The 24,984-nt window shown below is 42.2% G+C and carries 24 protein-coding genes and 2 pseudogenes; 6 read left to right on the forward strand and 20 right to left on the reverse strand.

The features are described from left to right. Positions 1-33: 33 nt before the first annotated feature. Positions 34-1,053, forward strand: a complete 1,020-nt coding sequence (locus tag AC4G47_RS14770; protein WP_336758179.1) for an alpha/beta fold hydrolase — start codon at positions 34-36, stop codon at positions 1,051-1,053. A 223-nt stretch (positions 1,054-1,276) separates the two neighbouring features. Here the strand turns inward: AC4G47_RS14770 and AC4G47_RS14775 are convergent, their stop codons facing one another. The 6 genes from AC4G47_RS14775 to AC4G47_RS14800 form a co-directional block, all read right to left on the reverse strand. Beyond that, complete coding sequence (locus tag AC4G47_RS14775) at positions 1,277-2,317, reverse strand: NADH:flavin oxidoreductase (RefSeq protein ID WP_491106546.1); 1,041 nt, start codon at positions 2,315-2,317, stop codon at positions 1,277-1,279. A 204-nt stretch (positions 2,318-2,521) separates the two neighbouring features. Next, positions 2,522-3,097, reverse strand: a complete 576-nt coding sequence (locus tag AC4G47_RS14780) for a TetR/AcrR family transcriptional regulator (RefSeq protein ID WP_491106547.1) — start codon at positions 3,095-3,097, stop codon at positions 2,522-2,524. Between the two features lie 325 nt (positions 3,098-3,422). After that, positions 3,423-4,394: a phosphotransferase enzyme family protein gene (locus AC4G47_RS14785; RefSeq protein ID WP_491106548.1), complete on the reverse strand. Its 972-nt coding sequence runs from the start codon at positions 4,392-4,394 to the stop codon at positions 3,423-3,425. Between the two features lie 426 nt (positions 4,395-4,820). After that, on the reverse strand, positions 4,821-5,525 hold the full coding sequence (locus AC4G47_RS14790) for a hypothetical protein (RefSeq protein WP_491106549.1): 705 nt from the start codon (positions 5,523-5,525) through the stop codon (positions 4,821-4,823). Between the two features lie 125 nt (positions 5,526-5,650). Further along, a complete protein-coding gene (locus AC4G47_RS14795; RefSeq protein ID WP_491106550.1) occupies positions 5,651-7,003 on the reverse strand; it encodes a sensor histidine kinase in 1,353 nt (450 codons plus the stop codon). Positions 7,004-7,074: 71 nt separating this feature from the next. Further along, entirely contained in the window at positions 7,075-7,782 is a 708-nt protein-coding gene (locus AC4G47_RS14800; protein ID WP_491106551.1) for a response regulator transcription factor, read from the reverse strand. A gap of 157 nt (positions 7,783-7,939) precedes the next feature. Here AC4G47_RS14800 and AC4G47_RS14805 point away from each other — a divergent pair, with 157 nt between their 5' ends. Further along, entirely contained in the window at positions 7,940-8,197 is a 258-nt protein-coding gene (locus tag AC4G47_RS14805) for a GlsB/YeaQ/YmgE family stress response membrane protein (RefSeq protein ID WP_024630063.1), read from the forward strand. An 82-nt stretch (positions 8,198-8,279) separates the two neighbouring features. Here the strand turns inward: AC4G47_RS14805 and AC4G47_RS14810 are convergent. The 3 genes and pseudogenes from AC4G47_RS14810 to AC4G47_RS14820 all read right to left on the reverse strand — a co-directional run. Continuing rightward, positions 8,280-8,375 (reverse strand): annotated as a pseudogene (locus AC4G47_RS14810) (NADP-dependent oxidoreductase); the annotation flags it as partial. 50 nt (positions 8,376-8,425) lie between these two features. Beyond that, positions 8,426-9,610 carry an MFS transporter gene (locus tag AC4G47_RS14815; RefSeq protein ID WP_336758158.1) on the reverse strand — a complete coding sequence of 395 codons (1,185 nt, stop codon included), beginning with the start codon at positions 9,608-9,610 and terminating at the stop codon, positions 8,426-8,428. Between the two features lie 9 nt (positions 9,611-9,619). After that, positions 9,620-10,384 (reverse strand): MBL fold metallo-hydrolase, encoded by a 765-nt coding sequence (locus tag AC4G47_RS14820; RefSeq protein WP_336758156.1) that lies wholly within the window; start codon positions 10,382-10,384, stop codon positions 9,620-9,622. 141 nt (positions 10,385-10,525) lie between these two features. Between AC4G47_RS14820 and AC4G47_RS14825 the strand changes: the two genes are divergently transcribed. After that, positions 10,526-10,936, forward strand: coding sequence for an Lrp/AsnC family transcriptional regulator (locus tag AC4G47_RS14825; RefSeq protein ID WP_491106552.1), 411 nt, complete (start codon positions 10,526-10,528; stop codon positions 10,934-10,936). A gap of 422 nt (positions 10,937-11,358) precedes the next feature. Continuing rightward, complete coding sequence (locus tag AC4G47_RS14830) at positions 11,359-12,915, forward strand: glycine betaine uptake BCCT transporter (protein ID WP_491106553.1); 1,557 nt, start codon at positions 11,359-11,361, stop codon at positions 12,913-12,915. A gap of 350 nt (positions 12,916-13,265) precedes the next feature. Here the strand turns inward: AC4G47_RS14830 and AC4G47_RS14835 are convergent, their stop codons facing one another. From AC4G47_RS14835 to AC4G47_RS14845, 3 genes are all read right to left on the reverse strand, one after another. After that, complete coding sequence (locus tag AC4G47_RS14835) at positions 13,266-13,697, reverse strand: universal stress protein (protein WP_336758152.1); 432 nt, start codon at positions 13,695-13,697, stop codon at positions 13,266-13,268. Between the two features lie 5 nt (positions 13,698-13,702). Continuing rightward, on the reverse strand, positions 13,703-14,929 hold the full coding sequence (locus AC4G47_RS14840) for a CynX/NimT family MFS transporter (RefSeq protein WP_491106554.1): 1,227 nt from the start codon (positions 14,927-14,929) through the stop codon (positions 13,703-13,705). 223 nt (positions 14,930-15,152) lie between these two features. Continuing rightward, on the reverse strand, positions 15,153-15,713 hold the full coding sequence (locus tag AC4G47_RS14845; RefSeq protein ID WP_458127105.1) for a helix-turn-helix domain-containing protein: 561 nt from the start codon (positions 15,711-15,713) through the stop codon (positions 15,153-15,155). A 95-nt stretch (positions 15,714-15,808) separates the two neighbouring features. Here AC4G47_RS14845 and AC4G47_RS14850 point away from each other — a divergent pair. Beyond that, positions 15,809-16,021: pseudogene (locus tag AC4G47_RS14850) on the forward strand (short-chain dehydrogenase); the annotation flags it as partial. 357 nt (positions 16,022-16,378) lie between these two features. Here the strand turns inward: AC4G47_RS14850 and AC4G47_RS14855 are convergent. From AC4G47_RS14855 to AC4G47_RS14885, 7 genes are all read right to left on the reverse strand, one after another. Beyond that, positions 16,379-17,032 carry a GntR family transcriptional regulator gene (locus AC4G47_RS14855; RefSeq protein ID WP_458127104.1) on the reverse strand — a complete coding sequence of 218 codons (654 nt, stop codon included), beginning with the start codon at positions 17,030-17,032 and terminating at the stop codon, positions 16,379-16,381. Positions 17,033-17,187: 155 nt separating this feature from the next. Continuing rightward, on the reverse strand, positions 17,188-18,192 hold the full coding sequence (locus AC4G47_RS14860) for a tyrosine-protein phosphatase (RefSeq protein WP_491106555.1): 1,005 nt from the start codon (positions 18,190-18,192) through the stop codon (positions 17,188-17,190). A 46-nt stretch (positions 18,193-18,238) separates the two neighbouring features. Next, positions 18,239-19,078: a phosphonate ABC transporter, permease protein PhnE gene (phnE, locus tag AC4G47_RS14865; protein WP_491106556.1), complete on the reverse strand. Its 840-nt coding sequence runs from the start codon at positions 19,076-19,078 to the stop codon at positions 18,239-18,241. Beyond that, positions 19,075-19,866, reverse strand: coding sequence for a phosphonate ABC transporter, permease protein PhnE (gene phnE, locus AC4G47_RS14870; RefSeq protein WP_491106557.1), 792 nt, complete (start codon positions 19,864-19,866; stop codon positions 19,075-19,077). The genes phnE (AC4G47_RS14865) and phnE (AC4G47_RS14870) overlap by 4 nt, the downstream gene beginning before the upstream one ends. A 1-nt stretch (position 19,867) precedes the next feature. Continuing rightward, positions 19,868-20,635, reverse strand: coding sequence for a phosphonate ABC transporter ATP-binding protein (gene phnC / locus AC4G47_RS14875; protein ID WP_491106558.1), 768 nt, complete (start codon positions 20,633-20,635; stop codon positions 19,868-19,870). 30 nt (positions 20,636-20,665) lie between these two features. Then, entirely contained in the window at positions 20,666-21,586 is a 921-nt protein-coding gene (locus AC4G47_RS14880; protein WP_458127099.1) for a phosphate/phosphite/phosphonate ABC transporter substrate-binding protein, read from the reverse strand. 425 nt (positions 21,587-22,011) lie between these two features. Further along, positions 22,012-22,893, reverse strand: a complete 882-nt coding sequence (locus AC4G47_RS14885) for a LysR family transcriptional regulator (protein ID WP_491106559.1) — start codon at positions 22,891-22,893, stop codon at positions 22,012-22,014. A gap of 175 nt (positions 22,894-23,068) precedes the next feature. Here AC4G47_RS14885 and AC4G47_RS14890 point away from each other — a divergent pair, with 175 nt between their 5' ends. Next, positions 23,069-23,863 (forward strand): SDR family oxidoreductase, encoded by a 795-nt coding sequence (locus tag AC4G47_RS14890; protein ID WP_491106560.1) that lies wholly within the window; start codon positions 23,069-23,071, stop codon positions 23,861-23,863. Between the two features lie 53 nt (positions 23,864-23,916). Here AC4G47_RS14890 and AC4G47_RS14895 read toward each other — a convergent pair whose 3' ends face one another. Then, entirely contained in the window at positions 23,917-24,531 is a 615-nt protein-coding gene (locus AC4G47_RS14895) for a hypothetical protein (RefSeq protein WP_458127093.1), read from the reverse strand. Positions 24,532-24,984: the final 453 nt, after the last annotated feature.

A 24,984-nucleotide genomic window follows, 5' to 3' on the forward strand; every position in this document is an offset into this window, starting at 1 on the left:
GTGGTTTTTCATTTTGAAGGGAGCAATTATACGATGGATTATGAAATTTTTAATTTGGGTGATGTACTCTTACAATCAGGAGTGACGTTACCAAACGCTTATCTCGCTTATCAAACTTACGGAAAATTAAATGAACAGAAAGACAATGTTATTGTCTATCCAACGGCTTTTGGAGATCAGCATATTCAGAATGAATGGCTCATTGGCAGCGGGATGGCACTGGATCCAGAGAAATATTTTATTATCGTTCCCAATTTGCTGGGCAATGGACTCTCTTCCTCACCCAGTAACACGCCTCCTCCATTTGATCGGGCTAACTTTCCACAGGTAACCATCTACGACAACGTTCGATTCCAACACCAACTGCTAACCGAAAAATTCGGTATTCAAAAGATTGCTCTCGTCGTCGGGTGGTCGATGGGCGGCATTCAGGCATTTCAATGGGGGACAAGTTACCCGGAGATGGTTGAACGAATCGCACCTTTCGGAGGCATCGCCAAACCTTGGCCACACACATTTGTAGTCCTGGAAGGCGTGAAAGCTTCACTGCTATCTGCAGTCGGCTTCGACTCAAGTAAATTAAACCAACTAAGTTCTACAGACATGCGTGCCGTTGGTCGGGTGTATGCGGGATGGGGACTATCACATGCGTTTTATAGAGAAGAGCTTTACCGTAAGATGGGATTTGACACATTGGAGGATTTTGTAGCTGGTGTCTGGGAAAATAGCTTTATGAATATGGATCCGCATAATGTTCTGGCCATGTTATGGACAGGTCAACATGCTGATATCAGTGCAAACCCCTCCTATAACGGAGACTTTGATAAAGCACTTCAGAGCATAAAAGCACTTGCCTGTATCATGCCGGGAAGCACGGATCTCTTCTGCACAGCGGACGATAATGAATATGAAGCTAAGCGTATACCTAATGCTGTCTTGAAACCAATTCAATCGATCTGGGGCCATTTTGCCGGTCGTGGAATCAACAGTGCCGATAATCAATTGATTGATGACAATCTAAAACACTTGTTGTCACTTAGCACTAATGAATAGATCGTCACTTGCATTGGATGTCTGTCAGGCCTAGCAAGTCCCTGTTCTGCTCTAAGCAGTGCAATTTTCCATTACGATACCGGTACTCTGTCAGTCTCATTTCTATGTCTTTCATCTTTAATTCCACCGGATAACTCACTCTGGTTGCCATTACAAACACACCTCCAAGATGATCTTGAAGGTGTGTTTGATTAATACATATTCCTAATGATTATAACTGCAATTAAGTAAGTACAGTCATCGCCTCTCTTGTGAATGGAACCAGATCATCAGTACGACCTTCTTGAATTTTCTTAACCCATTCAGGGTCGACTAGAAGAGCACGGCCTACAGCAACCAGATCAAACTCATCATTCTGAAGTCGTTGTACCAATCCCTCGATACCGACGTTACTTGCACCTTTACCTTCTGTGAACAGACTTGTAAAGTCACCATCAAGACCAATCGATCCAACAGTGATTGTCGGTTTACCAGTCAGTTTTTTTGTCCAACCAGCAAAATTCAGATCAGATCCTTCGAATTCCGGCTCCCAGAAACGGCGTGTGGAACAGTGGAAGATATCGACTCCAGCTTGAACCAACGGTGTGAGAAGCTGCTCCAGTAATTCCGGTGTTTCAGCCAATTTAGCCTGATAATCATCTGTCTTCCACTGAGATAAACGCAGTACAATAGGGAATTCCGATCCCACTACTTTACGGCAAGCCTCAATTACTTCAACTGCAAAACGTGTGCGAGCCATCATATCTCCACCGTAACGATCCGTACGAGAGTTGGTTTTCTCATACAGGAATTGGTCGATCAGATAGCCGTGTGCTCCATGGATTTCAATACCATCGAACCCAACGCGTTTCGCTTCTGAGGCTGCTTGTGCGAATTCCTGAACGATTGTAGCAATCTCAGCTTCCGAATAATCATTAACATGACCTTTGGCTCCCATATGCCAGATCTGTGGAATAATTCGACCGCCAGCTTCATGTACTTCAGATACAACATGTGCCCAACCATTCATTGCAGCTTCGCCATAAAAGTGCGGCACATTGGCTTGATTGGATGCATCCGGATGATTAATTATTGTCCCTTCTGTCACAATAAGCCCCACTGCGTTCTCTGCTCTGCGGCGATAATAGCCCGCAACATTTGAACCCGGAATACCGTCCGGAGAGAATTGACGCGTCATCGGCGCCATTACGATCCGATTGGATAACTTCAAGTGACCTAACTCTATAGGTTGGAACAATGCTTCTACGGATTGAGAATAATTCATAATAACCTCCACATATTTCGTTTTATATAAATTGACCTAGGAGATGTTAAACAGCAACCAGCCTGGTTAACAGCTAGACGTTATTTCCAAATGAATCAATACACGATTTTTATCGAAAAGCTCCACCTCCTTCAAGGTTTCGTGGTGTATTAATCCGCCTTCAATTATTTTTGACTTCGTAGTCAAGAATTTCACAAAAAAAGATCAAGACATGATCATGCCAAATGAAGTACGCAGAACCGTCTCGATCTGTTCACGGGATGAACCTGATTTCTCCATAACTCTCACACCAAGAATGGTGTTATTTAGATAAGATGCAAGCTCTATACTCGTATACCGGTTGGAAATTAACTGTTGTTTCTGGCCACTACGTATGATCTTCTCTAATACCAGTTGAATCTCTTCTGCCATGAGCTCAGCTTCTCGTGTGACCTGCTCGTCATCTGTTCCGAATTCAAGTGATGCATTCACAATTAGACACCCTTGGCTGCTAGTTTCATCGTCTAAAAGGGAATATCGTAAGGTATCCAGTTTATCAACGGGAGACGAATCCAGGGCTTCAATCTCTTTCAGTTTCGCTATAACCTGTTCACGGTAAAGTGCCAGCGCCTTCAGGAACAACGATCGCTTGTCTTTAAAAACACAGTACAAACTTTGCTTTTTGACTCCTGTAGTACGCGTAAGGTCCTCATAAGAAGTTGCTTTGAAGCCTTGATTCCAGAACACTTCCATAGACTGGTGTAATACACGATCGACATCAAATTCTCTTGGTCTGCTCATGGGATTAATGTATCAGTTATTGACCATGCAGTCAAGAACTGATCATTTTACATCCTGTTTGAAAAATGTTTATGTTTTTATCGTTCGCATACCTGAAGTATACTCACAAAATTCCTCTATCCTGCCCGTTAACGTAATGAAGAAGCCGGTCTAACACAGGCAGCTTCATTTTCGTCGTTTATTCAATTATAATTTCTACGTTAGCGCAATAAAGCATTAACTTTTAATATCTTCTTTAGCCTTTTGTCTATATCTTGTATTCATGTCTTGAACTCTGTTTATATTATAACGTTATCTAAAACGGGAAATTACACTAACCTGCTCCTTAGTTTAACAAAAATTTTTCTCCTTTAAGATATTTCCTAAAATAGTTTTCAATAACTGATGGAAAATTTGCCGCTAAGGATTGTTGTTCATTTGGATTTAGAGAATGGAATGCGAAAGTCCTAATGATTGACCAAATAAAAAATGCTTCTAATAACTCGACATAATTCTCTTCCAGTTGATTTACTTTGCTATACGATGAAATAAATACTTTCCTATTATCAGATGAAAGATGCAAAAATGTTTCAGCCATATCAAATAAATAAAAGCCATAGCCACAATTCGAAAAATCTATAGGTTGAGGAGTATCGTCATAAAATACATAGTTACTCTCATGAAGGTCAGAATGAATAACTCCCCAGTTACTTGGCAAACGTTTATAATTTTGTATCACATTTGCTATTTTATGTGCTGACTCTTCCACATGAACAAACACTTCGCTTGAGATAAGCTCTAAATTTACTAACCGTTTTAATTGATTAAGTGATGAATATAAATGATCAGAATTGTATATTGGTCTATTAAAGCCTTCAGGTGCATTCCACTGCATAGAATGTTTATGTAGAGCCGCCATTAAGAGAGCTAAATTTTCAGTTTCATTACTTGTTGGCTCTCTTTGAAGTACGCTTCCATGAATCCAATGATGGATAGTCACCATGATTGTATTTTCGCTAAGATCAGTTGAGATTTCTGTTACCAGATCATCTTGAAGATTTCTAACAGGTGCAGGTACGACGAGATTTGTATCTTTAACCAAAGCTTCAAGCCAAATAAGCTCTGATGCGATATTCTTTTTTGATTGAATGGAAATTGTTGAGATATGGATTTTGATAAGAAACTTTTGATGATCATCGTTCTGAACTTGAAATGTAACATTATCACTCTTTCCGAGATACACAAGTTTTTCCCAATAGATTGGGTATTGATGTAAAGCTTCTTTCGCCACCTTCGCATAATCTTCTTCAGAAAGCATAGTATCCACTCCAGTTAATGTGATTTTTACTTCACAATTTTACCAAGTGAACTTTATTTTATGGTGATAAAAGTTGATTATAACTAAACTTTACTGACCTGTAGTCGAATAAAGCCACCGATCCTGTTGATCGGCGGTCTCCTTTGGTTTCATGGAACTATTGTTTCCCTTTAGTTCAATCGACCTTCTTCGTTTATGATACTGTCCTCCGTGTTGTCTGTAACAGCAAGTTTTAGAGCCATCCTATGAGGGATGACCCTTTCGCTTTGTTATACAATCGTATACTTAGGACAATCGTTACGTTTTCTTTACTGGTATCAGATCCTACCCTGTGTATGCCATGGCATCCCATTGTACCGATCAAAGCAAAAAAGCCGCTAAATTAGCGACTTCAATAGGACTACGTTCTTGTCTATCGACTAAATATTAATCCAGAAGGCTGTAGATCTGAATGCTCTCCACCTTGGCTTCTTTGATATGAAACGACATCACATCCACATAATTGGATGGCTCGTAACGGAAGTCATCCTCCTCATTAGGGGCTCCATCACCAAGCAGTTTCCCCTCCGGGTAGGCGTCTTTGAGTGTATCCAGACTATCTCCTGCTTTAATGTTTCGCACTGTCGTGTACTTAGGATCTGTGATTTCGATATGAAAGATGGAGTCTTGTTTTCCTTCCGGTATACTGATTGTTTTAATCTCCAGACCAGGATACGTATAGACCTTTTCTGTAAAACCGATTAACGTATCCATGTTGGTTCCATCGTCGGCACTGTACGTATGAGATTTCAGGTTATCCGGTTTGCCCAGCATCTGTTCCATCTGATCTTCGTTCGCTGTATCCGAAATAGCGATGGTGTGCTCATTATAGACAAAAGCAAGCTCCTTCAGAACCACATTGCCTTCCTTCTCCATCGAACCTTCTTTAATAGCTTCAGTACCCTTTTCTTCCGAACTTTCGGAAGCAGGCGTAGGAGAATTGGTTGCTCCTTCGCCTTTGCTTTGTTCATTCGCTGTGTTCTGTCCGGTTGCTGGAGATGTAGCATCACTGGACTGACAGCCTGTTAATGCCACCGTTAGTAGAGCACCTAGTATGATAAAACCTGCAGCTTTCTTGGTTAACTTCATCATGATCCCTCCATAAATGTGTGATTTGTTCTTATGAAGTGATTATAAATAAAACATTTGTTAGTCTTATAACAGAAATGTACCAATCTTGTAACGTTACCTATTTAGGCTTGGGTTTAGATGTAGGTCTACGCACGAGGCAAAACAATCGTAACGGTCGTTCCTTCCCCGATTTGACTTTCCATGTCGATATATCCATTAAACCGCTCTACAATCTCTTTGCATATAGAAAGTCCAAGACCTGAACCGTTCGCTGTACTTGCATTTTTCGCCCGGTAAAAGCGTTCCTGCACTTTCTCCAGCTCATCGCCCGCGATACCGATCCCTTGATCATGTATCCGTATAACTACCTCGCTAGGCGTATGTTCCAACTTCAATTCGATTAGCGATGGACTGCCTGAATATTTGATGGCATTGTCCACAAGGTTGGCGATCGCATGGGACATCAGCATTGGATTCACGTTAGCGTGGATTCTCGTCTGAAGCTTATCCTCCGGTTCCGCTTCCGCCTCCCTGAACCTAATCTCGATTTCTTTATCTTTGGCCTTGGCACCCATACTCATTGCGACTTGCTGAATCAGTTCGTTCATTTCCGTCTTCCGGGCTTCCAGTTCGTTAGAACCAGCCTTGTCGAATCGGGATAGCAACAACAGTTCATTAATCAAGCGCGTCAGCCGATCCGATTCCTGCAGCAGATGAGCATAGATTTTTTGCAGCTCCTTGTTCTCAGTCTCCCCTTCAACCAAGTATTGAGAGAAACCACGAATGGCTGCCAAGGGTGTTTTTAACTCGTGAGATACGTTGGAGACAAATTGTTTCTGGTACTGAATGTAATCATGAAGCTGCCGCCCCATGGAATCCAGCCCATCTGCCAGCATGCCCAGCTCATCCTTCCGGTTTAGATGAACTCTCCGAAACTCCTGTCTAGAGAAACTTTGCGCAGCGCCAAGCAACAGCTTAATCGGCTTGGTTGTGTTGCGGGCAATCCACAGACTGGATAACGTAATCAGCACAATAAATCCGCCTGCACCCGCAAACAGGATATAACGGATTTGATCCATAATCGCATAAAAATAGGAAATGTCCTCCACGAACTCATACACATAAGCGTTTTGGTAGTATTGATCCTGAATGGGAGTGGCAAAATAAAGCAAATGATCTTCCGTTACGGTGTAGGCATAACTGCCGCTCAGGGCTTTCTCAATATTCTTTTCAAAAATAAGAGGTTTGCCATCATTAATGATGATGCCATCCACAGCCAAGCCCAGCAACTGCTTGGAGCTGTCATAGATACGTACTTCCTTGCCTGAAGCTTTCAGCTTCTCTAGAGCAAGTCTGACAATTTCCTTGGTCTGGGGCTCTCCTGAAGATGACCTATGCTGTGCCAACACCTCACGGAAGGACAACTCGGACAGATCCGCCTTCTCCATCATCTGTTTTTCAATGGTAATGAAGCTATAGTAATCGATGGCTTTATTCACCGCAAAAATGATGATACCAAAGGAAAGTATGGAGAAAAATAAATAATTCAGCAGTAACCGGGTTGCATACTTCAGGCCTCGCCACCTCCAAGTTGATAGCCAAATCCATAGATCGTCCTGACATACTTCGGTTCGTCCGCGTTATCCTCCAGTTTCTTCCGTAATCGCATGATGGTCATGTCCACACTGCGACTGTCTCCCATAAAGTCATATCCCCATCCGATCTCCAGCAGCTCATCCCGGGTAAAGATTTTGTCTGGCCTTTTGAGTAACGTTTCCAGAATTTTAAACTCTTTGGCCGTTAAAGACACGGGTACACCGTTTTTCAGCACCCTGCGGCTTTCCAGATCAAATGTCAGCTCTTCATGAATGATGCGTGTAGATTTCACTTCTGTTCCTTCACTTGATTCCTGCTTGCTCTCGTTTCTTCTCAGAATCACCTTGATCCGAGCGAGCAATTCACGATTGTCAAAGGGTTTGGTCATGTAATCTTCCGCCCCTAGCTCTAGTCCCAATACCTTGTCGATCACCTCATTTTTGGCAGAGAGCATGATCACTGGAATGGCACGATTTCCAGTAATCTCCTTACACAAGTCATATCCGGAGCAGTCTGGCAGCATCAGATCAAGTACCACTATATCGGGTTGAAAAGAGTCGAGCAGCTGCAAGCCCGTTTTGCCGTCCTCTGCGGTCTGCACATCGTAGTTTTCTCGCCTTAGCACCAGCTCAATTAAATCTCGAATTGCGATTTCATCATCAATGACTAGGATTTTCTTCAACGGTACACCCCTATCTAGCCTTGTTTTCACCAGCTTCAAACAACTATTAACCCATCTTAGCACAGGCGATTTAGATTCCTCCACCAGCAGGAAGATGAGGTATATTCAAACGAACCCAACATAACTTGTAATAACCCCGAAGAAAGGAGAACAATCCATGGATTTGCTCTGGGTACTCATTGTTGGTGGACTTATTGGCTGGTTAAGCGGCAACTTGATTGGGCGGGACGTACCGGGCGGTGTACTTGGGAACATTATTGCGGGTTTTATCGGTTCCTGGTTAGGAACGGAATTGCTGGGACCAAGGGGTCCGGTGATTGGCGGATTTCATATTATTCCAGCCATTGTTGGCTCGATTATTGCCCTGCTTATCTTCTTCGCGCTGGCACGCGGGGGAGCCTTCCGAAGACGTTAACCAAGAGAGGCGGAAACCGATATCGTCGTTCATTAGGACCGAAAGCATTCATCGATGGAAGATGAACACTTACGGTCCTTTTCTAAAATGTAATGACAATTTTACTTACAGCGTGGTGGGTTTCACTCAAAGCATGTGCATCATAAATACCCTGTCTACTAAACGGGAATGTTGCTCCTTTTTGTAATCATGAACAAAAGCAGCCGGTCCTCTTGACCGACTGCCTCCTTAGTCCACCACTTGATTTTGGATTTTACCTTCTTTCTTTCCATACAACATGTAATATAGAAAAAATGTAGCTAAAACAATTAATCCGAGTATTACATACAAACCACTATATCCTGTAGCTGGAATTATCAAACCGATAATAGATGGGCCAAATCCGTTCCCTAGATCATAAAATATAAAGAACGTCGCAGTTGCTAAGCCAACTCGGTGAGGTTCAGCTAAATTGATGGCTATAGCTTGAGTTACGGAAGAAATATTACCAAATCCCAATGCAACTAATGCTCCTACCAATAACAATGTAAAGCTATTGTTAACTGAGCTTAAAAGAAGCATCCCTACTCCATATATAATAAGAGCCGGATATATGATAATGTTAGCTCCTCTTTTGTCCATTATTCGTCCAGTAAAAGGTCGTGATATTAAGACAAAAAAAGTATATACCATAAAGAAGAAACTTGCTGTGTCTATTAACCCTAACTCCAAAGCATAAATATTTAAATATGAAACTATACCGGAAAAACAAAAAGTCATGAAAAAAATAATAATTGCGATCGGCATTGCTTTTGGCTCAATAAAGTCAGAGATTTTTATTCCCTTTTTATTGTGCTTCTTAATCTTGTATGTTGCGGGAAACTTCAGAAAAAGTGCGATTACTAAACTAAAAATTCCAAGCAATAGACTTAAAGAAAAAATCATATCAAAGTTTGAATTTCGACTCAAAACTAAACCAATAAATGGACCGATTCCTGTGGCCAAGGCCGTACTAATTGCAAAATAACTTATCCCTTCACCTTTTCGTGATGCAGGAAGGCTAAATACAACAACCGTACTCACAATTGTAGATATAATACCCACTGTGATCCCGTTTAAAAGCCGATTTAAGATGAGAAAGTTAACATTGAGATTAACGAAATAAAGCAATGTTGTTAAAATTAATAAAAACAAGCTGGTCATCAAGATTTTTTTGGAAGGTATACGACGTCCTGTAAACAAACGCCCTAATAAAGAACCGATAATAAAAATACCTGCGACGATACCAGCTTGGCCGGTTGATGCATCAAATTCATTAATGGCATAAAGAGTGATCGTCGCGTTTAATAAAAAGAAAATTAATGTCATGATGAAATTGACAGACGAAAGAATAATAAAGTTTTTCGTCCACAGTTTAGGATTCGTGTGGTTCATAACATCCTCCTAAAGAGTGTACGATTCGCCGTCTTCGGGAACTAATAAGCTAGAGGTGAATCCCTTTTCTTCTCCAAAGCTTTTTAGTTCTTTTCTAGATAATGTCCAATGATTAACGGCTTCCATATGGACTGATATAATTTTGGCGTTGGGAGCCGCCTTATGCACCTCGTAAACATCTTCTTTGCCCATTATAAGGGAGCCCCAATCATGGAAACTATTATTTCCAGCGTTCAACACGATAATCTCAGGCGTGTGGGAACTGATTTCATTTTTGACAACTTCATACCATACTGTATCTCCGGCAAGGTACAACGTCTTCTCATTGGCATGTTTGAAGACAACACCACATACCTGTCCCATCATTTTTAATAAATCTTTCCCTCTGCCGTGCTCGCCTTTTGTTTTAATTAACTGAATCCCTTCAAAAAGCGTATCTTCAGTAAGTACTTCTACTTGTTGAAAACCGTCACTTTCAACTTGTTTGGCATCTTCTTCGTTTTGTACAAAAACTTTGATGCCTTTTGGAAGCACTGCTTTGGCTATATCATCGTAGTGATCCAGATGCAAATGAGTCAGAATAACAGCATCGACATCTTTAATGATATCGTAAACGGACATGGGCAAGTTAATTATAGGATTTCTCAAATCCTCTCCGATCCCCGCCGAGAATGGATCATATAGACCCTTGTCCGCGAGAAATGGATCGATTAGGAACTTTTTACCTGCATAATGAACAATGATTGTTGCATTTCGAACGAGTTGGATGTGCATATTTATATATAATTCTCCTTCTGTTTTTTAATTTTGTTTGTTGACAATGATAAGTTTATACTAGATGCAAACTTCAAATACACAGATTAAATAAAGTGTATTGGTCTTTTTACTTTATTTTTTAAAGGAGATGCTTTTGATTTGGATCAAACAGATAAACGAATTATTGAAGAGCTGAGCCAAAATAGTCGAATTACGATGAAAGAATTAGGGGAAAGAGTTCATCTAACTGGACCTGCAGCAGCAGCCCGGGTAGAAAAACTTGAGGATACTGGAGTTATAGAGGGATACAGCATTAAAGTTAATCACGCAAAATTAGGATGTTTTACGTATGCATTTCTAAATATCTATATTAAAGATACACACCATCAACCATTTCTTTCATTTATTCATTCTAAAGAAGATCACATCCTAAATAATTACAAAATAAGCGGTGATGGATGCTATCTGCTTGAATGTAGGTTTCCAAGTAATGAAGCGTTAAACCAATTTTTATTAGAGTTAAACAATTATGCTAACTACAAATTATCCATTGTAATCGATAAAACCTAAACAATAACGACAAAGAAACTGTATTTCTGAGAAGCAAAAAAGGCAGCCGATCATGTTGATCCGCTGCCTCCTTTGGTTTTATTGAGCTATCGTTTCCCGATAGTTAAATTCACATATCATGTGTATGGCCCGATCCACATCAGACGGGTCTCTGCCTTCATATGAATCTAATTAAAGTACAGTCGATAAATGTAGCATTCTCCAATGTCATCCCTATCACCCTATCTCCTTCCTTATCTCAGATTAACAAGAGAATATAGGCAATATATATTATGCTGGCAAGATCAAAACAAACCGACCGGTGTTTCATTACACGACGGTTTGTTTTATTTTATCAACAGCTGGCTTTCCGAAATATAACAAGCTGGACTAGCACATACTAAGGAACAGTTGGCTGAAGCTTACATAATGGAGGTCTCATCATGGTATTTACAATCACAATTATCATCGTTGCACTGTTTGCAATATGGGGAGCCGTCGCTCCTGATCAGCTGGCGGATGTGGCTAATGTTGCCTACAACTTCTCTATTCAGAATTTTGGCTGGTTTTATTTGCTAGCGACACTGTTCTTCCTGATCTTTGCTTTCTATCTGGCGTTCAGCCGATTTGGCGGTATTAGGCTGGGGGATGACGATGATGAGCCGGAATATTCTACGGTTTCCTGGCTGTCCATGCTGTTTAGCGCTGGTATGGGCATTGGGCTGGTTTTCTGGGGAGTTGCTGAACCGCTGTCCCACTATTTATCTGCACCGGAGGGCGCGGTACCCGAAACAACGCAAGCAGCAAGACTTTCAATGCGTTATTCCTTTTTCCACTGGGGGCTGCATCCTTGGGCTATCTATACCGTCATCGGTTTGGCGCTCGCTTACTTCCAGTTCCGGAAAGGGTACAAAGGGCTGATCAGTTCCACCTTTATTCCGCTGATAGGTGAACGTCTTGCTGTAGGCTGGCTTGGTAAGATCATTGATATTCTCGCAGTCATTGCAACGATCTTCGGTGTTGCAACCTCTCTTGGATTGGGTGCGCTTCAGATCGGTGGGGGTCTGAATTACTTATTCGGTATTCCAAACTCGACGATGTCCCAGATTGTCATTATCTCAATTGTAACCGTACTGTTTTTGATCTCTGCAACCTCCGGTCTGGATAAAGGTATTAAGATTCTGAGCAACACCAACCTGGTTATAGCTGTGCTATTGATGGTATTTGTATTGGTGACTGGACCGACTTCTTTTATATTTGACACATTCACGACAACCTTGGGCAGTTACATGCAGAATATTATTAACATGAGTTTGAGACTGACACCGTTCTCAAGAGAAACCTGGATTGGAGCATGGACGTTATTTTACTGGGCATGGTGGATCGCATGGGCTCCCTTTGTTGGCACGTTTATCGCAAGGGTATCCAGAGGAAGAACCATAAAGGAGTTTGTAATTTACGTCATGGTTTTTCCAAGCTTGTTCGGATTTATCTGGTTCTCCGTCTTCGGCGGAACAGGACTTCACCTCGAATTGTTTAATGCCGCCCATTTGGCGGAGGCCGTCAAAGAAGATACAACAACCGCTTTATTCCTTACACTGGAGCAGCTTCCTTTGGGTACGATCATAGCATTCATCGCTACACTCCTGATCATGACCTTCTTTATTACGTCGGCTGATTCGGCTACCTTTGTGCTGGGTATGCTGTCTTCAGATGGCGAGCTGGATCCGAGTACGAGAGTGAAATTAACCTGGGGAATCATGCAGTCCGCCATCGCGGTAGTACTACTGATCAGCGGGGGGCTGAACGGTCTCCAGACGGCCTCCATTGTGGCCGCACTGCCGTTCGCTGTTGTTCTTATTGGTATGTGTTTCTCCCTGCTCAAGGCTCTGCAAGCTGAGGACAGAGAGCGCCGTCAGAAAGAAAAACGGCAGCGCCAAAAACTGAAACGACTGCTGGAGGAACAAGAACACTCGCTGAATGAAATTCCCGGCAGGTAATGTATACTTGATTTCTATAGAGATGGTATCTGTCTTAAGGCAGGTACCTTTTTATATCTTGTTCCTCGGAATAATACCTTAAAACAAACAAAAGCCCGCGTCGTTGCGGGCTTTTGTTTGTTTTAAGGTATTGAGTTTCACAGTCTAAGGATCGAATTAATGATCTGTAGGTGCCTGAGTCATCATATCGTTAACCTGGATTACAAAGGCTCCTTCATACGGGCCCAATGCTTCAAGATGCATCGTATGCGGATTGTCTTTGAGATCTGTCATGAGTTCTGTTTGAACCCCAGGCGGAATGATTTCTAACACTTATTTATACTATGAACGTTCCCCAGTTCCCGGAGGAGTTAATGTACAATGAGGACTGGGCAACTTGATAGCTGTGAAACCTTGTGACTGACACTTCCAAGCATCATTTCTTTTATGCCCCTTAGCCCACGGCTTCCGATAATAATAAGTTGCTGCTCGGTATCCCTTGCATAATTCAATATTTCATGCCCAGGATCTCCCTTAAGCTGAACAGTTTCCGGGTTAATCCCCGCAGACTTTAATTTAGATTTGGCTTGGTGCAACTGTTCCAAACTCGCTTTTTCCATTTCGTTCAGTATGTCTTCCAAAAAATTCTCTGGTACATATGTCATGCCGCTCAACACATAATCCTGACTGACATTAACCAAGGTAACTTGAGTTTGTTTATATTGGGCTATTTCAACGGTTGCATCAAGGAGTTTGTTCGTTATTTCAGATTTATCAATGGCCACCATAATTTTGTCAAACATCGTTATCATCCTTTCCGTGGCAGTTCGTAACCATTTCGACTACCTACAACACGATTACTTGCTGCTCCCATACCAACTAAAAAGAGTAAGACCGAAGCCCCAAGAAGAATGAAAAGTGGCAGGTTCCAACTATTTGTTGCATCATGCAGATATCCTATAAGGGCTGGACCTATTGCGGCAAGAAGATATCCGATCGATTGGGCCATGCCAGATAGTTCCGCTGCTTGATGCGCATTTTCAGTGCGTAACCCGAAAAACATCATGGCTAAACTAAAGGCGAAGCCTCCACCAATTCCGAGTATGACGATCCACAACAGAATGACATTAGAACTTCCGTAAAGAAGTCCGAGCGTCCCAGTCAAAAGCAAAGTGGTTGTGATGACCACTAACAAACGTTGGCTAGACATGCGCCCGGCAATAACAGGGACAATAAAGGTAAATGGAAGCATCGCTAACTGCATGATCGAGAGGTACCATCCAGATTGGTTGGAGTCAATGCCTTGCTGCTTTAAAATTTCAGGCAACCATGCGATCAACACATAGAAAACCATAGACTGTATACCCATAAACAAGGTTACTTGCCAAGCAAGCGGGGATCGCCAAACATTCACATCGTTGCTTGCCATTTGTTGACTCGTCGTGGCTGTTTGTTTCGTTTGATTTCTTAATTGGGGTAACCAACCGAGGATCGATACAAAGCTTAGAATCCCCCATATTCCCAATGCTCCCTGCCATTTTAGCCCTGCGTTCATGGCTAGCGGTACACTGATTCCCGATGCGATTGCTCCACATAAATTCATCGAAATGGAGTAAACTCCTGTCATGGAGCCAATTTTAGTTGGGAAATCCCTTTTGATTATACTTGGCAATAATACATTACATATGGCAATGGCGAATCCAAGAACTGCTGTTCCAATAAACAGATTAACTGCGCCAGATAAAGATCGTATTACAATACCAACTGTCAGAAAGATTAGGGCAATCAAAATGATACGCTCAACCCCATACCTCCGTCCTAATTTTGGTACAAGAGGCGATAATAAAGCAAAGGCAAGCAAGGGTACCGTTGTGATCAGGCCTGCTAATGTATTTGAAATATGAACGTCATCCCTTATAAGACTCACTAAAGGACCGACTGAGGTTAAGGGAGTACGTAAATTAGCTGCAATAATAATAATGCCGAGAATGATCAGCCCTATAGAGGGCGGTACGTTTGTTTGTTTATTCGGCATTCTTCATTTCTCCTTCCTGAATTCTTAAGTAATTATATTTTGCTTCCTGCTGAATAAAAAACTTTGCTTTAACATCCGCGCGAATAATAAAAGTATATTATAATATACTAAAATAAACAATAAATATTTTAAGATATACTAAAACTAATCTAAAAACAAAAATACAACTCTGAATTCCCATCATGGAATTCGGAGTTGTATTTAATAAGTGGACTTTCGACTTTTAGAAACCATATTTTAAAGATATATGGAGCACTGTTTCGCTATTCATATGATTGGTATAAGAGTGAGGATAATCTGCACGAAAACTGATCGTATCATATTGGTTCAATGTGTAAATCTCACCATTGACTTGTATCTCAATGGAACCAGTCATTACTGTCGCAATTTCAGTTGTATTCACATGATGACCTTCAGGGTAATACGAGCTATTTGGCTGTAAGTATGCCCGACACATTTCAATATCGTCGCTTTTAAAGACTGGTTCAATGATCCAGTTTTTTTCATCATTAGAAAACCGCAATCCCTCGCCTGCTCGATACAAACTAACAGGTTTCTCAGATTTGAACAAAGCCAAAAGCGGTAAAGATATTCCTTTTGAAATTTTCCATATCATTGCCAAAGTTGGATTTGTCTCGCCACGTTCGATATTTCCCAGAGTAAGTTTGCTTACGCCCGTTAATTCCGATAAGTCGTCTAAGGTCATGTTTTTTTCTTTTCTGTACTTTTTCAATGCACCGCCGATTTGTAATACAATTTGTTTTGATTCATCGATTTCATTCATTTGATATTCACCTCACCAAGAAACTATATAGCTAGTATATTGTTTATCTAGATTCTTTTCCATACTTCCCTAACGTACTATATTGTCATCAACACCCGTGGGTTCAAAGCAACAACGATGAACCGCGTGCGATGCCACTTTCGTCATTCATTGATGCTACGATAAAGGTACTTGGTACGGATACAGATAAAGTTCTGGTCGAAAAAGCGAAAATGTTTCGAAATAACCCTGGCCCGAACCCGAACGAAGGTGTTTTTGTGACCCACCTTAACGATACGATGAAGTCTGAACCTCCAAAGATTCATTAAATGTGTTGAACCCTTCCTTTACTCTGATTGGTGAGAGCCTCAATCGTTATGCCATAACGTTGAGACTGTAGATTTATTAATTTCCAGGAGCATTGGCGGATCATTCCGTTGTAGCACCCAACCGTTGTTACGTAAATATTAATTGAGTTTAAATTCTGACAGTATCTTTATATAGAATGCAGTTAAGTCATATGAGCATCGAAGCATGTTTTTTGATCCTAATGCAGCAATTAATTCCCAGTACTCCTACAACAATCATTTTCCAAACCTTCCCCTAACAAAATAAGCTGCCCGTTAAGGCAGCCGCTTTTTAGTTCAGCAGAATTGACGTTAGCAATCCACCCACTAACTTCAAAATCAAAATTGCCCTGTAACAAGCATGCGTTCTCTGGTTATAGGAATGAGGGATAACACAACCTCTTGAGCTGCCTCATAATCATTACTGGATAATGCGTGTAGGGTATCCCGATTAATTCCGATCGCACTGTAGTGTTTGATATGCGGAGTTCGCTTGAAGCGGACGATGGAGTACATGTAAAGTTTATCCCGAAACGAGTCAAATGTGTTCAGCATTACGCCATTGTTCAAGGATTCAACGATCTCCCGCATGAAAAGAAAATGATGTTCGGTGTATAAGGCATAGTCATTCCTTTTCTCAGCGGTTCGCTGGACCTCAACATGAGCTGCAAGTGATTCAAGATTTAAGTAGATCTCTCGGTTCGGGTTTTTCATCATTTCGAAACAGTAAAAAAGCATGGATTGAATCTGTTCAATCAGATCAAGAAATTCCTTACCGCCTACATCCTTGACCAATACACCACGATTTTTGAGAGAAGTCACATAACCTTCTGATTCAAGGCGAGCAATGGCATGACGGATTGGTGTACGGCTCATTTGATACTCCTCCGCCAATTCGTTCTCTGAAAGCAGGGTTTCGGGCATTAATTCACCGCAAACCATTCGCTTACGAAGCATCATATATGCTGTATCGACAAGCGATATTTTGTTCATATTATATTCCCTTTCTCTCATTGATGAGGACTTCATTTGAATTTTAACGCGATCTACACATTTCATCCTATATTACCAGTCTTAGGAGAAGTTATGCAACCAGACTGAGGCAAGAAGGAGTCCAACACTGTATCCCAGTGTCTGGACTCCTTTTTTTAAACCAGATATTTGTTTTGAAGAGCTGTCCTTTGCTCGGCACTAATGCCTAGTCCCTCTTTAAGATACTGATCAAAAGAACCGTAGTTTTCGTCGACTGCTTCAAGTGCCGCTTGTATAAAGGCCGCTTTCATCATTTCCGGAATCACTCCCTTAAGTTCAGGCATTTGATCCATGTATTTTTGATAATCCTTGTTGCTTCCGGAGAGGAAGCGCTGCATGAGTCCATCCACCGCGAGATTCGTCAGTTCATAGTCTTCAATAACTACATCTTGCGGCACACCCAAGGTAAGAAGGATCACTGCACATACGACTCCGGTCCGATCTTTGCCGGCTGCACAGTGGAACAAGGAGGTATCCCGCTCTTCTTTTAATAGTTCATTTAGGATAAGTGCACATTTGTCCGTATTTAAGATCATGGCTTTGTAGCCTGCATGCAGATCATGTCCGATCTTCTGCATTTCCTCAGGACTTGCTTCCGCCATAAAGGGAATATTCGTGTTGATCGCATGGCCAATGGCTGGGCTTGGACGGCTAGCTACTTCAAAATCACTGCGCAGATCACAAATCCAGTCAATACCGAGCGCAGTGGCCGTATGCAGGTCCTGCTCACTAAGCTCATGCAGATCAGAAGACCGCAGCAGCATTCCCCATCGAGTTGTACGACCATCTTCTGTGAGATAACCGCCCATATCACGGAAATTAATTACTCCATCGGTGTAAATCATGCGATCGTTAATGGTTGATATCGACCCATTCGTGAACTTCACATGATAATAGTTTCGGCCAGGAGACACCGTTCTCGTAAATACGGTTCCTGCCGGGTCGATCTGTATATCAAGCTGCGTGCTGCTGGATTCAATCAATTCCGGTAGAACAGAATGGTAAACTGCCTCCACCTCCATGTTCTCTTCCATATTCCAGGCTAACGTAATCCCGTTATTATCGCTATACCTGGCCTGAACCTGAGGGCCTTGTTTCAAAAGGGAATTAGATATTGACATTGATATTCCTCCTCAAAGTGATATTCATCGTTATGAATTAGATGAATTAGTTTTGACGTGTTTTTAGCTTCATTTTGTATCGGTTAGCCACAAACTCCACGCTGAATACCATGACGAAAACGACCAATCCGACAAACAAAGCAGCAGCAAAGTTATAGGATTTCATGGCATGAGTCATCTCATATCCAATACCTCCCGCGCCAACCGCGCCGAGAATAGTGGATTCGGCAATACCGCCTTCCAGCTGCAGCACGCACCAGGCAATAAAGGCTGTCTTCACGGTAGGCAAAATACCTTGCATGACAATCTGCAGCCAGCTGGCACCCGTAGACTGCATCGCTTCAAGTACGCCCTTATCGATTTCCTCCAGTGACTGGGCAAATACTTTGACAAGCATGCCTGCGGCAGAAACAGCAATCGCAAGTACTCCGGGAAGCGGTCCAAGACCAACGGACACGATAAAGATAAGGGCCCACACGATTGTGGGAATCGCACGAAGCAAGGAAGCAGCGCTTCGAATGATCCAAGCGACGAACGGATGAGGCGTCAAATTGCTTGCAGCCAAAAAGGAGAGAAAGAACGCTACGACGATCCCCAGCACCGATCCAAGAATGGCAACTTGCAATGATTCTACAGCAGCGAGCAGGACATGGCGCCAAGCCGAGAAATCAGGTGGAAACATGGTTCCCATGTAACCGCTGAGTTTCGTAAAGCCTTGGGCCATCTTAGAATAGTCGAACTGCAGCTGAACGAGACTGAACACAAAAAGCACAGCAATAAGCGGCAGACCGATCACGAACAGTTTGTTTCTTTTCGGCTTGGGTGGCTCTGGTATGGAAGTATACAGCGTAAAAGATGGCTTCGTTTCGTTCATCTGCATACTCATATGATTCGCTCCCTTACGCGATTGGTGATCATTTCCACAATGAGGACGATAACGAGTACAAGCAGAACGGCCATGCTGGCTTCCTGATACTGAAACAATTTCAATTTCGATTGCAAAATAAATCCGAGGCCACCGCCTCCAACCATGCCTACAATCGTAGAAGCACGTACGTTGATTTCGAAGTTGTACAAGCTCCAGCCGATAAACCCAGGTAAAAATTGTGGAAATACAGCTTGGGATAATACTTGAAAATAACTTCCGCCAGTGGCACGAACCGCTTCTACCTGCCCCATATCAATCTCTTCAAGCACCTCGGCAAAGGAACGAGTCAACATCCCGATCGAGATCAAGATCAGCGACATCGTACCAACTACAGCACCAAGTCCAAACGCAGCAACAAGCAGAATCGTCCAGATAATTACCGGAATGTTACGAAACAGTGATGTAGCCGCACGAACAAATACCTGAAGGTAAGGGTGTGGGCTTGTCGTGGCCGCGGCTAAAAAGGATAACATCCCTGCTACAACCGACCCGATGACCATCGCCACCACACTCATATAAAGGGTCTGCATGGCAGGTTCAATGAGCTGGGAAAGTGAAGATAAATCAGGTGGAAGAAAATCAAAAAAGATAAATCGGAAGCTCTCTCCTACCCCTACGAACAAAGCTCCAAATGAAAACTCTGCGCCGATGGAAGACCAGATGATGAGAGCGAACAGCATGATAAAAAAGAATATCGTCTGCGTGCGTTTCATTTTTCGGGCAGATTGCAACTGAGCCGCATTCATGTCAGGCTGTCTCCTTCACTTTGGGATTGGTCTGGTTGTAAATGAGCCGGATTATATCTTCCGTCAGTTCATCAGGTGTCCCGTCAAACACCTTGGACCCTTTATGGATACCGATGATACGGGTTGCGTATTTCTTCGCGATATCTACCTGGTGCAGATTGCACAGGCAGGCAATGCCTTCCTCTTTGCAAATCGTATACAAGTAATGCATAATCGTCTCTGAGGAAGCGGGGTCGAGACTGGCTATGGGTTCATCTGCCAATATCAAGTCCGGCTTTTGAGAAAGTGCACGTGCAATACCCACTCTCTGCTGCTGACCTCCACTGAGTTCATCTGCCCTCTTATACATCTGTTCATGTAAACCAACACGGTGAAGCATAACCTTGGCGGCTTCTGTATCTGCTTTTGAGTAAAGACCCAGTGCCCCTTTCAGCGGATTCATGTAGCCTAATCGTCCATGCAGCACGTTATTAAGAACTGACACGCGGGTGACCAGGTTATATCCCTGAAAGATCATGCCCATATGGCGGCGAAGCTCACGGAGCTTTTTACCCTTGATGCCCATCGTTTCACTGCCTTTAAACTGAATCTTTCCGTTTGTCGGCTCGATCATTCGGTTCAGGCTGCGCAGCAAGGTGCTCTTCCCGGCTCCGCTCGGTCCAATGACGACAACGAACTCTCCAGCATTAATCGTTAGGTTCAAGTTATCAAGAGCTTTTGTTCCGTCGGGATATACCTTGGACAACCCTTCCACCTGCAAAAGTGTCATTTTAATTCCTCCTCCTTTCAAGTTCGAATCCTACTTCTTCAGCAGTTCTTCAGGGGACATATCCAGTGCTTTGGCGACTTCCCGGATTGGATCAAAGTCACTGTCACTGCCTTCTACAAAACGGGCTGCGCCGACACTTTCCAGAAATTTAGGATTTTTCGTATCGTAATCCAGCATAAGATCACGCAACTGTGTAACCAATTCCTCTGGCAAGTCTTGACGATAAAGCAGTGGAGCTCCACCGACGATCGGATCGGATTCGGCAATCACGCGGAAATCGTCCTCTTTAATAAGTCCTGATTCTGCCATCATCGGCACCATGAGACTTGACGTTCCAATCCCATCTGCATTACCGTTTGCCAGTGCAAGCAGTGATTTGTCATGTCCACCGGAGAACGCTACACTGCCGAAAAAGGAATCCAGTTCCTTATTGGAAAGACCAAGCTCTTTCATTAATGTGGCACGTGGGTACAGATTGCCTGATGTTGATGCCGGATCGGCAAACAAAAAATCTTTTCCTTTTAGGTCCTGTACACTTTGATATGGAGAGTCCTTACGAACAAGGATGACCGTATTTGATTGTTGATCACTTTCGGAACGGACAAGCAGTTTGGCATTGGCTCTTTCCGTAGCGATGATGTAACCAAACGGCCCGATCAGTCCAATTTCAATTTTGCCTGCACGCAGGGCTTCGATAACCATGTTATAGTCTTCAGCTACAAAAATTTGTGCAGGAATGCCGGTTGCTTCAGTAATGTCTGTTGCAAGCTGTTCCTGAGAACGGTTCATCTCGCCCTCTTCGCTTGGCATAATACCGATTCGGATTACTTCTGGCATGCCGCCTTCACTTGAGCTTGAACTTGCTGATGCCCCGCATCCAGACAGGATGACAAGCATAAATACAAGCGAGAGGATCAAGCTTTGATAACCTTTACGTTTACTATTTTTCACAATGTATACCCTCCTGAAATTTGGTTGCTTCCATACCGGATTCTCTGGTACACAAGTAGGATACAAGTTGAATGTAAGAAGAATGATTTGGTAAGTTACCGAATTTGTAAAACTTTTAAGGGTATCTGACGTCTCTTGATAATCGAGGGTATCAATTGCCTATTGTGGTTTGAACTACATGTGTATTTTTATTTAAATGTACATCTAATCGGTAATCGGACTATGTTCTTGTCCATTTCGGCAATCGGTACAAGTTCTAGTCCTTGGCTTGGGACAAGAACTTGAACTTGTACCGATAAACTAAAAAAGCCGCTATAATAGCGACTTCAATGGAACCATGTTCTTGTCTCTCGACAGTAGGTGCTCTTCTTAATAATTTCAATCTTACACTTGAGCGTTATTTAGAAAACTAAAATTTCCGGCAGTCATTCTCCTTGATGTAAAGTTTCAACATATGTAATAAACCTTTTAGCTGCTGGGGAAATATGATGATCTTCTCTCCACTTCAATCCGATTTCCCAGTACCAACCTTCATCAATGATTGGGATCCAGACCAATCCATCTAACATCAAACCCAATGTCTTAGGCAATACTGATACACCAAGACCCGACTTTATAAAACCGGCTACAGTGATCAGGTCCTCCGCTTCATAGGCCGAAGCAAGAACAAATCCGGTATGTCGGAACCGGGACATAATCGTCGCTTTTAATCCGCAGTTGTTTTTCAATCCAATAAATGGCTCGCCAGACAGCTCTGCCAAACTAAGAGCGCTACAATCTGCATAACGATGTTGGGAGGGAACAACAATATATAAAGGAACATTTTGAACAGTCTTCCAGTGATGATTATCCAAAGTAGATTCCCTCGATGTAATCATAACATCCGAAAATCCTTGCTCCAGATGTTCATCTATATCCCCTAAGTTCCCTTGTGTCAATTCGAACCGAACTTTGGGATACTCCAATTGATAACTCCGAATTAGGCCAGGGATCAATTCAACACCGAGAATGTTTAGATAAGACAACGTAATCACACCAGTATCCGGATTGGACCACTCTTCTATTTCTCTTAGGCCATCTTCAATATTTTGTAGGGCTCTACCAATCCATTTAGAAAACATGGTACCGTTTCGGTTCAGTTTTATATTTCGTCCATTTCGCTCAAATAAAGGAGCTCCTATTTCGTTTTCAAGCTTGGCAATTGCATGACTTAACGCTGGCTGAGTAATACCAAGTGTTTTGGAAGCTAAGGTCATATGTTCAAGCCGTGCAACGGTCATAAAGTATTCTAATTGTGTAAGTTCCATTAAATTATCCCCTATACATTAATATTATTCATCATTTTCATTATTATAATAAATTGGACGTTATGAAAGTAGCAAGTGTAGTATTAGTTTTAGCTCCTCTCGAAAAACACATCAAGGTTAAGGGACAGAGCGATTCTAAATTAATCATTGAATACCATTACTAGGAGGAATAGATATGAATAAAGAATTTGAGTTCTCTGCATCAGAATTTGAAGGCAAGAAGGTGCTTGTAACCGGAGGAACAAAGGGAATGGGACAAGCCGTTGTAAGAAGGCTTGCAAACGGCGGAGCTACAGTCCTTACTACTGCCCGTTCTCTATCTACTGACTTGATGAATTCGGTCAAATTTGTTCAAGCAGATGTCACCACACCTGAAGGTATACAGCAAGTAATTACAGCAGTAAAAGAGCAACTTGGAGGTATCGATATTATTGTCCATTGCGTAGGTGGATCAACCACACCACCAGGAGGCTCACTTGTATTGAGTGATGAGGATTGGCTTCATGCATTAAATTGGAATTTACTCGCAGCAGTTCGACTTGATCGCGGCTTAATTCCACTTATGTTAGAAAATAATTCAGGCGTTATTCTTCATTTCACTTCCATTCAAAGACGTTTGCCTTTATATGAAACTACACTGGCTTATGCATCGGCAAAAGCCGCTCTGGCTAATTATAGCAAAGGATTATCGAATGAATTTTCTCCTCAGGGAATTCGAATAAATACTTTGTCTCCCGGGTTTATTCAGACAGAAGCAGCTGACGCATTAATTGATCGGATCGCAACGGAAACCGGAAGTCGAGAAAGTGCACTCGAACAACTTATGAGTTCACTCGGAGGTATTCCAATTGGTCGGCCAGGGTTTCCTGAAGAAGTCGCTGAACTGGTTGCATTTTTGGTCTCAGACCGAGCAGCATCCATTACAGGTAGTGAATATGTCATAGATGGAGGAACTATTCCTACAGTCTAATTAGCATTAATAAAGGGAGAGAACAATATGGATCTCAATCATTATCCCTTTTATTACTTTTCTCCAACATGAAACACACCAATTTCAGTTTCACCATCAACATCAAACAGCGGAATATCACGACCATCTGGTGATCTACTGTTCTGTATTGCAATGGCTTCCTCGGGTGATCTCGGTAACTCACCGTCTAAGTCTTTTTTTAGCACATATCCTGCAGTGCCATCCTCACCTATAGCACTGATTAATTCAGGTTCCGTTTCTGGAGAAGTAGCATCTGCGCTTGAACCGTAGGTCTGTCCGTTTTTATTTTTAGGATAGTTCATATTCTTAGGGCTAATATGAAAAGGACCAATTATGTTTTTCCCATAAACATCATACAGTGGGACATCACCAGGTTCACCGAGATAATCTTTTTTCAGCAAGTACCCTTTAATGCCATTCACACTTCCTGCATAGATTAAGTCAGGTAGTATTTCAAAGGAGTTGGACTCTTTAATCGTACCGAATGTCAGTCCATGTTCATTTTCAGAATAGTCGATAGGCGTTATGTGACTTGGATTAATCGTATTTTTAGCACTTGAATTCTGGAATACCATCAGACCGCCTGATACACTAATGATAAAAACCACAAAAAGCGATAATAGGGCGTCCTTAGAGTACATTTTCATAACTGTTCACTCCTCATTCTTTATTAGCTCTTTACTCTATAGCCACACTTCCGTGCTCTTCACATTCTAAACGTTACCAATCCATGGAGAGTTACGGTAATCTAATCGTTAATTAAACAAAAGCGACGATACACTTCAAGAAGTAATCCAATTATGGGGTAATTGCCTTCGATCCCTCGAACTATGGAAGGAACTTCGCGAACTTTGGTACAACACTTTATTGATAAATGGCATGGTCTATTTCGGTTGAGAGACTTAAAACCGGTACTCCACTCCATGAACCGGATCATACAACATTCTTTGGTGGGGACAGCAAGGTACACTGACTGTCCGACACTCAAATGAACAATAATCTTTTCAGCAAAGGTCCCAAGCTCTTGTCCGTAGCTTGGGACAAGAACTGGGTTTCTTAAAACAAAAAAAGCCGCTTTAATAGCGACTTGAATGGAACAA

Source organism: Paenibacillus sp. Negev47, from assembly GCF_058313655.1.

Coding starts and splice junctions, on each gene's coding strand:
- AC4G47_RS14855 (WP_458127104.1), bottom strand. CDS start 17,032: ATGAACAAAATATCGCTTGTCGATACAGCATATATGATGCTTCGTAAG.
- AC4G47_RS14815 (WP_336758158.1), bottom strand. CDS start 9,610: ATGAACCACACGAATCCTAAACTGTGGACGAAAAACTTTATTATTCTT.
- phnE (WP_491106556.1), bottom strand. CDS start 19,078: ATGAGTATGCAGATGAACGAAACGAAGCCATCTTTTACGCTGTATACT.
- AC4G47_RS14775 (WP_491106546.1), bottom strand. CDS start 2,317: ATGAATTATTCTCAATCCGTAGAAGCATTGTTCCAACCTATAGAGTTA.
- AC4G47_RS14785 (WP_491106548.1), bottom strand. CDS start 4,394: ATGCTTTCTGAAGAAGATTATGCGAAGGTGGCGAAAGAAGCTTTACAT.
- AC4G47_RS14830 (WP_491106553.1), top strand. CDS start 11,359: ATGGTATTTACAATCACAATTATCATCGTTGCACTGTTTGCAATATGG.
- AC4G47_RS14790 (WP_491106549.1), bottom strand. CDS start 5,525: ATGATGAAGTTAACCAAGAAAGCTGCAGGTTTTATCATACTAGGTGCT.
- AC4G47_RS14770 (WP_336758179.1), top strand. CDS start 34: ATGGATTATGAAATTTTTAATTTGGGTGATGTACTCTTACAATCAGGA.
- phnC (WP_491106558.1), bottom strand. CDS start 20,635: ATGACACTTTTGCAGGTGGAAGGGTTGTCCAAGGTATATCCCGACGGA.
- AC4G47_RS14780 (WP_491106547.1), bottom strand. CDS start 3,097: ATGAGCAGACCAAGAGAATTTGATGTCGATCGTGTATTACACCAGTCT.
- AC4G47_RS14895 (WP_458127093.1), bottom strand. CDS start 24,531: ATGAAAATGTACTCTAAGGACGCCCTATTATCGCTTTTTGTGGTTTTT.
- AC4G47_RS14805 (WP_024630063.1), top strand. CDS start 7,940: ATGGATTTGCTCTGGGTACTCATTGTTGGTGGACTTATTGGCTGGTTA.
- AC4G47_RS14845 (WP_458127105.1), bottom strand. CDS start 15,713: ATGAATGAAATCGATGAATCAAAACAAATTGTATTACAAATCGGCGGT.
- AC4G47_RS14860 (WP_491106555.1), bottom strand. CDS start 18,192: ATGTCAATATCTAATTCCCTTTTGAAACAAGGCCCTCAGGTTCAGGCC.
- AC4G47_RS14840 (WP_491106554.1), bottom strand. CDS start 14,929: ATGCCGAATAAACAAACAAACGTACCGCCCTCTATAGGGCTGATCATT.
- phnE (WP_491106557.1), bottom strand. CDS start 19,866: ATGAATGCGGCTCAGTTGCAATCTGCCCGAAAAATGAAACGCACGCAG.
- AC4G47_RS14820 (WP_336758156.1), bottom strand. CDS start 10,384: ATGCACATCCAACTCGTTCGAAATGCAACAATCATTGTTCATTATGCA.
- AC4G47_RS14885 (WP_491106559.1), bottom strand. CDS start 22,893: ATGGAACTTACACAATTAGAATACTTTATGACCGTTGCACGGCTTGAA.
- AC4G47_RS14890 (WP_491106560.1), top strand. CDS start 23,069: ATGAATAAAGAATTTGAGTTCTCTGCATCAGAATTTGAAGGCAAGAAG.
- AC4G47_RS14835 (WP_336758152.1), bottom strand. CDS start 13,697: ATGTTTGACAAAATTATGGTGGCCATTGATAAATCTGAAATAACGAAC.